The following is a 6,842-nucleotide window of genomic DNA, read 5'->3' on the forward strand; positions in this document are numbered from 1 at the left end:
CTTATTTGAAACCTAATAAGAAATTATTAAGGCGCAATTTTTCTATTCGCATCCTTCTAAGCCGTCGGTCAGGGGTTCGAATCCCTTCTCAAACGCCATATTTATAAATTTTTTGTATATATAATTTCAAAAATAATATAGAATATAAGTATATAAGTGAATATTTTTTTATTTTTGAAAATTATTTTTTTATTTATTAATAATTTTAAAATTTTAAAATTATTTTTTTATTATCAAATTTAAAATTTTTGAAAAGATATTTTTTTTTTGATAATAAAAAAAAAGGAGATTAAAAAAAATGGCAGTTCCTTTTAGAAGAACTAGTAAAACTTCAAAACGTAAAAGACGTACGCATTATAAATTAAGTACGCCTAATTTAGTTATTTGTCCAGAAACTAATAATTTTGTTTTATCACATCGTATTAGTCGTGATAGTGTTTATTACAAAGGAAAATTAATTTTTAATAAAAAAAAAGATACTAAAAAGTAATTAATTAAACATTTTATTAATTAATTTTTATATTTATGAATATGAATATATAGTTCAAAATATGATTTTAAGTTTTTTATTTTAATTAGATACTTGTAATTAATAAAATAAATTTATTCTAAAGGAAAATATTAATAAAATAAAATGAAAAAATTAACATCTTATGAAATCAGAAAAATGTGGTTAGAATTTTTTATCAAAAAACAACATTATAAGATAGAGTCATCTTCTTTAATACCTGAATCAGATCCTAATTTATTATGGATTAATGCAGGAATTACCCCTTTAAAAAAATATTTTGAAGGTTCTGAGATACCTCCTTTTTCTAAAATTGTTAATATTCAAAGATGTTTGAGAATGAATGATATCGAAAATATAGGTAAAACTCCTATTCATCATACTTTTTTTGAAATGTTGGGTAATTTTTCTATAGGAGATTATTTTAAAAAAGAATCTATAGATTTAGCTTATGAATTATTATTTTCTTCTGAATATTTTGATTTTCCTAAAGAAAAAATTTATTTTACTTATTTTTACAAAGATTTAGAAACATATAATTATTGGTTAAAAAAAGGTATTAATATTGAACATTTAATTCCTTTAAAAAATAATTTTTGGAAAATAGGAGAAGGTCCTTGTGGTCCTTGTACAGAAATTTTTTTTGATAGGGGAGAAAAGTACGATTCTAGAGGTAAAGAATTAATTATTAATGATATATCTAATAACCGTTTTATTGAAATTTGGAATATTGTTTTTTCTCAATATAATTGTGAATTAAATTTATCTGTAGATGAATATAATGAATTACCTAATAAAAATATTGATACTGGAGCTGGTTTAGAAAGAATAACATGTATTTTACAAGAAACTGATACTAGTTTTGAAACAGATCTTTTTTTACCTATTATTAATCAAATTGCTTATTTAAGTGGGGAAAAATATAAAGGGCAAAAAATATTTAAAATTATTGCTGATCATATTAAAACTTTAGTTTTTGGTATTGCAGATGGAGTTATTTTATCTAATGTTGGAAGAGGATATGTTTTAAAAAAAATTTTAAGAAGAGCTTTGCAAAATAGTGATTTATTATTTCCTAAAAGAAAACCTTTTTTATTTAAATTAGTAAAAGTTGTTATCGAAACTATGCAAGAATCTTACCCTTTTTTAAAAAATAAAAGGTTTTTGATTGAAAATATTATTAAAAATGAAGAAGAAAAATTTTTAATAAATTTAAAATTAGGAAAGAAACATTTTTTAAAATTAGTAAATAATAATATTATTTCTAGTGAAAATTTTTTTAAATTATATGATACTTTTGGATTACCTAAGGAAGTTATTTTTCAGTATGCAAAACAAAATAATGTTTTGATAGAAGATGAAAAATTTGATTTTTTTTTAGAAAAACAAAAAAAAATGTCTCGACAAAATATAAACATTTGTTCTAATATGCAAAAACAAAATCCTATTTTTTTAAATTTTAAAGAAAAAAGTGAATTTATTGGATACAATTTTTTTTCAATAAAAACTAAAATAATAAAAATTTTTGAACAAGGAATTGTTTTGCAAAAAACTCCTTTTTATCCTATTATGGGAGGTCAAAATTCAGATAAAGGTATGATTAATAATATTTCTGTTAATAATGTTATTAAGTTACCAAATGGACAAATTTTGCATCAATGTTCTTCTTATTTGGATTTTACTGAAGGACAAGAAGTTTTAGCTTGTATTGATATTGAAAGAAGGAAAAAACATTCTATTCATCATACGACTACACATCTTTTGCATGAATCTTTAAAAAAAATATTAGGAATTCATGTGAAGCAACAAGGTTCTTTTATAAGTGATAAAATTTTAAGATTTGATTTTAATCATTTTAAAAGTTTATCATTTGAAGAAATAAATAAAATAGAAGAACAAGTGAATGAATGGATTAATAAAAATTATTCTGTTATTATAAAAAATATAAGTTTGAATTATGCTAGAAAAAATAATTTATTACCTAAAGAAAATAAAATTTATGATGAAAAATTGAGATTAGTTTGTATTGATGAAATTTCAAAACAATTATGTGGAGGAACACATGTCGAGAATACGAAACAATTAATTAAATTTGCTATTGTAAATTGTAATTCTATAGGATCGGGAATTCATAGGATAGAAGCAGTTTCAGGAGATTCTTTAATTCCTGTAATTAAAGAAAATATTAAATATTTTTTATTAGAAGAAGAAAAAATTTTACATAAAATTAACCAATTAGAAAAAAATATAATATCTTTTGATAATGTTATTTTAAATCTTAAAGAAAAACCTTTTTTTTTAAATACTATTGTTAATAGTTATCAAAATATTCAAAAATATAAAAATTATATTAATGAATTAAAAAAATATCTCGAAGAATTACAAAAAAAAATTTTCAAAAAACAAGAAAAAGATATTTTAAAAGAATATAATAGTTTTATTCCTTATAAATTTAAAAAAAAAGAACTTATAATTATTGATAATAAAATTTTACCTCTTCATATATCAAAAGTTCTTTTAAAACAATTGTTTAATAAAATGAAAATTGATTTTTTGTGTTTATTATGTAATCAATATGATGATAAATTTATTTTTTTATGTCAGAGTAATAATGTTGATGTATCTCGTTTTATAGAAAATGCTAAATCTTTTTTAAATATTCGTGGTGGAGGGAGTAAAAATTTTGGACAAGGAAATATTTGTAATTCTCAAAAAAAAGATATTTTTATTAAAAAATGGAAAACTTTTTTATGAATAAAACGATTTGTTTTTTAGGGTTAGATTTAGGTGAAAAAACTTTAGGAATAGCTATTTCTCGATTCGGAATATTATCTACTAATTTGAAAACTATTATTTTCAATAAGAATCAGTATCATGAATTAATTCCTTTTTTAAAAGAAATTATTGAAAAATTTAATGTAAAAAAAATAGTTTTGGGATATCCGAAACATATGAATAATGATATTGGTGTAAAAGCTAATATTAGTTTAGATTTTAAAAAAAGAATTAATAAAAATTTTCCATATTTAGATGTTATTTTATGGGATGAACGTTTGTCTACTAAAAATGCATTGGAAATTTTAAAAAATATGAATTGCAAAAAGAAAAATGTTAATAAATTAAAAGATGAAATAGCTGCTATGGTTATTTTGCAAAGTTTTTTGAATTATTATAATAATAAAAAATTAAATCTAAATTAAGAAAAATAAAATAAAAAATGAAATATTATGTTTTTACAAAATGAAAAATATTTAAAAATGAAATATTTAAAAGAATTAAAAAAGGTTTCAATTGATCATAAGATACCAATTATTCGAGACGAAATTGCAATTTTTTTAAAAGAAATAATTAAAAAAAATAATTTTAAATATATATTAGAAATTGGCACAGGAATTGGTTATAGTGCTTTAACAATGTCTAATGAATTTAATTATATTACTACTATAGAGAGAGACTATTTGAAATATAAATTAGCAAAAAAATTTTTTTCAAATTTTCATTGTAATATTGATTTTATATGGTCTGAAGCATTATTTTATCAACCTCAAATTCAATATGATTTTATTTTTATTGATTGCGCAAAGGCACAGTATCAAAAAATATTTTCAAAATATAGTTTTTTCTTGAAAAAAGAAGGTTTTATTGTTTGTGATAATTTAAATTTTCAAAATCTAAGTTTAAATGATTTGAGCGTTTCTAAAAGAAAAAGAAGAATAATTATTAAATTAAAAAAATTTAAAAATTTTTTAAAAGAAAATAATAATTTTCATACTATATTTAAAAATATAGGTGATGGGATCAGTATTTCTCGTAAAAAATATAAATTTTTTTAAAAAAAAGGGGATTAATAAAATATAATGAATAATAAAATGTATTATTTAACTCAAGCAGGTATTGATAAATTAAAAGAAGAATTAGAATATTTAAAAAATGTTAAAAGAAATGAAAATTTAGAATCTATTAGAGAAGCTAGAGAACAAGGTGATTTAAGTGAAAACGCTGATTATAGTGCTGCTAGAAATGAACAAGCTATAATAGAATCACGTATTTTAGAAATACAAAATATTTTAAAAAATGCTATAATAATTAGTACTTCTAGTAAAAATAAAGAAATTAATTTAGGAAAAACTGTACATTTAAGATTTAATCATAATATGGAAGAAAAAATTTTACAATTAGTAGGTATTTTAGAAGTAGATCCTTTTTTAAATAAAATTTCTATAGAATCCCCATTAGGGCAAGCTATTAAAGGTCATAACGAAGGTGACGAAATAATGTTTAAAACTGAAACAGGAAAAAAAATTAAAGTTAAAATTTTAAAAGTGGAATAGTAATAATATGAAGAATAAAAATTTTTTGCCTACATTTTATTATAATTCTGTTTTTTCTATTCCTTATTCTGATTTTTACAAAAAAGGAATTAGATCTTTATTTTTCGATTTAGATAATACTTTATTAAGTCCTATGGAAAATAAATTAACTTTAGAAACTTTTAAATTATTAAAAAAATTAAATAAAAAATTTCAAGTAGTTATTTTATCGAATGCTTCCAAAAAAAAACTAGATAAAATTATAAAGTGTGATTTTTTTTATGTTTATTTGAAAATTTGTCAAAAAAAACCCTCTGTTGTTGGGTTTCAAAAAGCTTTAAATTTAGTTAATTTAACTCCAGATAAAGTTGTTATGATTGGAGATCAATTGAGAACTGATGTTTGTGGTTCTAATAAAATGAAAATTATTTCTATTTTAGTTAGGCCTTTGAATAGAAAAAAAGAATTTTTATTCACTAAGCTAAGTCGTTTTTTTATAGAAAATGTTTTTATAAAGAAAGTTAAAAAAGAAAATCCTTTACTTTATGAAGAAAAATTTAAAAATTTTATAGAAATGTGAAATATTTAATTAATTTTTTATATTTGTTATTTTTGTTATGATAATAGAAAAAATTTTGAAAAAAGTTCAAATGAAATTTAGAAATGATATAACTCGTTTAAATCATATTATTGGAGTTTATCAAAAATCAATTGAGTTGGCTTTATTTTATAAAGTAGATATTTTTAAAGCTCAAATTGCTTCTTTAATGCATGATTATACAAAAAATGAACCTTTAGAATTTCATTTGTCAATAATAGATAGTAATATTATTGAAAAATATAAAAAAACACCTTTTGTTTATCATGCTTTTAGTGCGTCTTTTATTTTAATGAAAGAGTTTGGAATTAAAGATAAAGAAATTATAAATTCTATTAATAGGCATGTTTTAGGGCATATAAAAATGAATACATTAGATAAAATTATTTTTATAAGTGATAAAATAGAAATTAATAGAAAATATAGTCAAGTTGATTTATTTAGAAAATTAGTTTTTAAAGATTTAAACAAAACTTTTTATAAAATATTAGAATTAAATTATAACATTTATAAAGAACGAAATGAAAAATTAAATAATTTTTCTTTTAATGAGGAACAATTAAAAATATTAAATTTTTTTAAAAAAAATAAAAATAATAGGTGAATTTATGCTTCGTATTATTTCTGGAAAATATAGAGGTTTTAATTTAAATTTAGTTCCTTCGCATAAAACCAAAATCACTTCTCATTTAGTTAGAAAAGCTTTATTTGATACAATTGGCAATTCTATAAAAGGAAATATAGTTTTAGATTTATTTGCTGGAACGGGATCTTATGGTTTTGAAGGGCGCGAAATGATGCCTAATTATGAGTGATTTCACGCATCACGAACATCATGATAATATGTTCCTTCATATTCTTGGCTTTTGAAACGAAAGAATCAAAAGTTACAGCAAAGAATAAAAGCGGGTTGAGGAGAAATTCATATCCAAAAAGATCACGCCAGAAGAATGACTCACACGGATAACCTTATTAAAAAAAGGCTAAATGCAATAAACGGGGTAATTATATTAACAAACAGAAATGAAATGTAACTGTTTATCAAAGTTATTTGGAAATTATTTTCAAAGATTTTCAAAATTATCAATGTTTTACTAAAAAACATTATAGGGTTCGGAACCTAACTTTGAACCTACCTTTATATAAAAAATTGATCTTCAATGTTATATAGATTGAAGATCAAAAAAAGGTCTGCATACCTAAATGAGTCGCGTAAATAATTAGAGTAACTTCGATCTTCCTAAACTTCTCTCAGAGAAAATATTTCTCTGTAGAAAAACACAGAATAGTTTGTGGAAGCAAGGAAAAAGCAGAATCATAGTAGTCGTGAGTAATTCAAAGCTTCTTTTGGAATCAAGAAGTGGACTGACTCACCAAGGCAAAGGTTAATAACCTTTACAAGGCGAAAGAGGAAAAATAAGTTTAC

At 21.0% G+C, this 6,842-nt stretch carries 8 protein-coding genes; all 8 read left to right on the top strand.

Annotated features, from left to right (window positions below):
* The first annotated feature begins 298 nt into the window (after nucleotides 1–298).
* The 8 genes from rpmF to ACHMP6_RS01550 all read left to right on the top strand — a co-directional run bounded on the left by rpmF (nucleotide 299) and on the right by ACHMP6_RS01550 (nucleotide 6,231).
* Complete coding sequence (rpmF, locus tag ACHMP6_RS01515) at nucleotides 299–490, top strand: 50S ribosomal protein L32 (protein WP_412097771.1); 192 nt, start codon at nucleotides 299–301, stop codon at nucleotides 488–490.
* Between the two features lie 144 nt (nucleotides 491–634).
* Nucleotides 635–3,262: an alanine--tRNA ligase gene (alaS, locus tag ACHMP6_RS01520; RefSeq protein WP_412097772.1), complete on the top strand. Its 2,628-nt coding sequence runs from the start codon at nucleotides 635–637 to the stop codon at nucleotides 3,260–3,262.
* Nucleotides 3,259–3,708, top strand: a complete 450-nt coding sequence (ruvX, locus tag ACHMP6_RS01525) for a Holliday junction resolvase RuvX (RefSeq protein WP_412097773.1) — start codon at nucleotides 3,259–3,261, stop codon at nucleotides 3,706–3,708. The genes alaS and ruvX overlap by 4 nt, the downstream gene beginning before the upstream one ends.
* 27 nt (nucleotides 3,709–3,735) lie before the next feature.
* Entirely contained in the window at nucleotides 3,736–4,341 is a 606-nt protein-coding gene (locus ACHMP6_RS01530; protein WP_412097774.1) for an O-methyltransferase, read from the top strand.
* 24 nt (nucleotides 4,342–4,365) lie between these two features.
* Nucleotides 4,366–4,839 (top strand): transcription elongation factor GreA, encoded by a 474-nt coding sequence (greA, locus tag ACHMP6_RS01535; RefSeq protein WP_412097775.1) that lies wholly within the window; start codon nucleotides 4,366–4,368, stop codon nucleotides 4,837–4,839.
* 7 nt (nucleotides 4,840–4,846) lie between these two features.
* Complete coding sequence (locus ACHMP6_RS01540) at nucleotides 4,847–5,398, top strand: YqeG family HAD IIIA-type phosphatase (protein WP_412097776.1); 552 nt, start codon at nucleotides 4,847–4,849, stop codon at nucleotides 5,396–5,398.
* A 70-nt stretch (nucleotides 5,399–5,468) separates the two neighbouring features.
* A complete protein-coding gene (gene yqeK / locus ACHMP6_RS01545; RefSeq protein ID WP_412097777.1) occupies nucleotides 5,469–6,020 on the top strand; it encodes a bis(5'-nucleosyl)-tetraphosphatase (symmetrical) YqeK in 552 nt (183 codons plus the stop codon).
* Nucleotides 6,021–6,024: 4 nt separating this feature from the next.
* The gene (locus ACHMP6_RS01550; RefSeq protein WP_412097778.1) at nucleotides 6,025–6,231 is read left to right on the top strand and encodes an RsmD family RNA methyltransferase; all 207 of its coding nucleotides are present in this window, start codon (nucleotides 6,025–6,027) and stop codon (nucleotides 6,229–6,231) included.
* Nucleotides 6,232–6,842 lie beyond the last annotated feature (611 nt).

The organism is Candidatus Phytoplasma palmae (assembly GCF_046896035.1).
In the GTDB taxonomy this organism is placed as follows: domain Bacteria; phylum Bacillota_I; class Bacilli_A; order Acholeplasmatales; family Acholeplasmataceae; genus Phytoplasma; species Phytoplasma palmae.

Coding starts and splice junctions, on each gene's coding strand:
- ACHMP6_RS01550 (WP_412097778.1), top strand. CDS start 6,025: ATGCTTCGTATTATTTCTGGAAAATATAGAGGTTTTAATTTAAATTTA.
- ACHMP6_RS01540 (WP_412097776.1), top strand. CDS start 4,847: ATGAAGAATAAAAATTTTTTGCCTACATTTTATTATAATTCTGTTTTT.
- ACHMP6_RS01530 (WP_412097774.1), top strand. CDS start 3,736: ATGTTTTTACAAAATGAAAAATATTTAAAAATGAAATATTTAAAAGAA.
- rpmF (WP_412097771.1), top strand. CDS start 299: ATGGCAGTTCCTTTTAGAAGAACTAGTAAAACTTCAAAACGTAAAAGA.
- yqeK (WP_412097777.1), top strand. CDS start 5,469: ATGAAATTTAGAAATGATATAACTCGTTTAAATCATATTATTGGAGTT.
- greA (WP_412097775.1), top strand. CDS start 4,366: ATGAATAATAAAATGTATTATTTAACTCAAGCAGGTATTGATAAATTA.
- ruvX (WP_412097773.1), top strand. CDS start 3,259: ATGAATAAAACGATTTGTTTTTTAGGGTTAGATTTAGGTGAAAAAACT.
- alaS (WP_412097772.1), top strand. CDS start 635: ATGAAAAAATTAACATCTTATGAAATCAGAAAAATGTGGTTAGAATTT.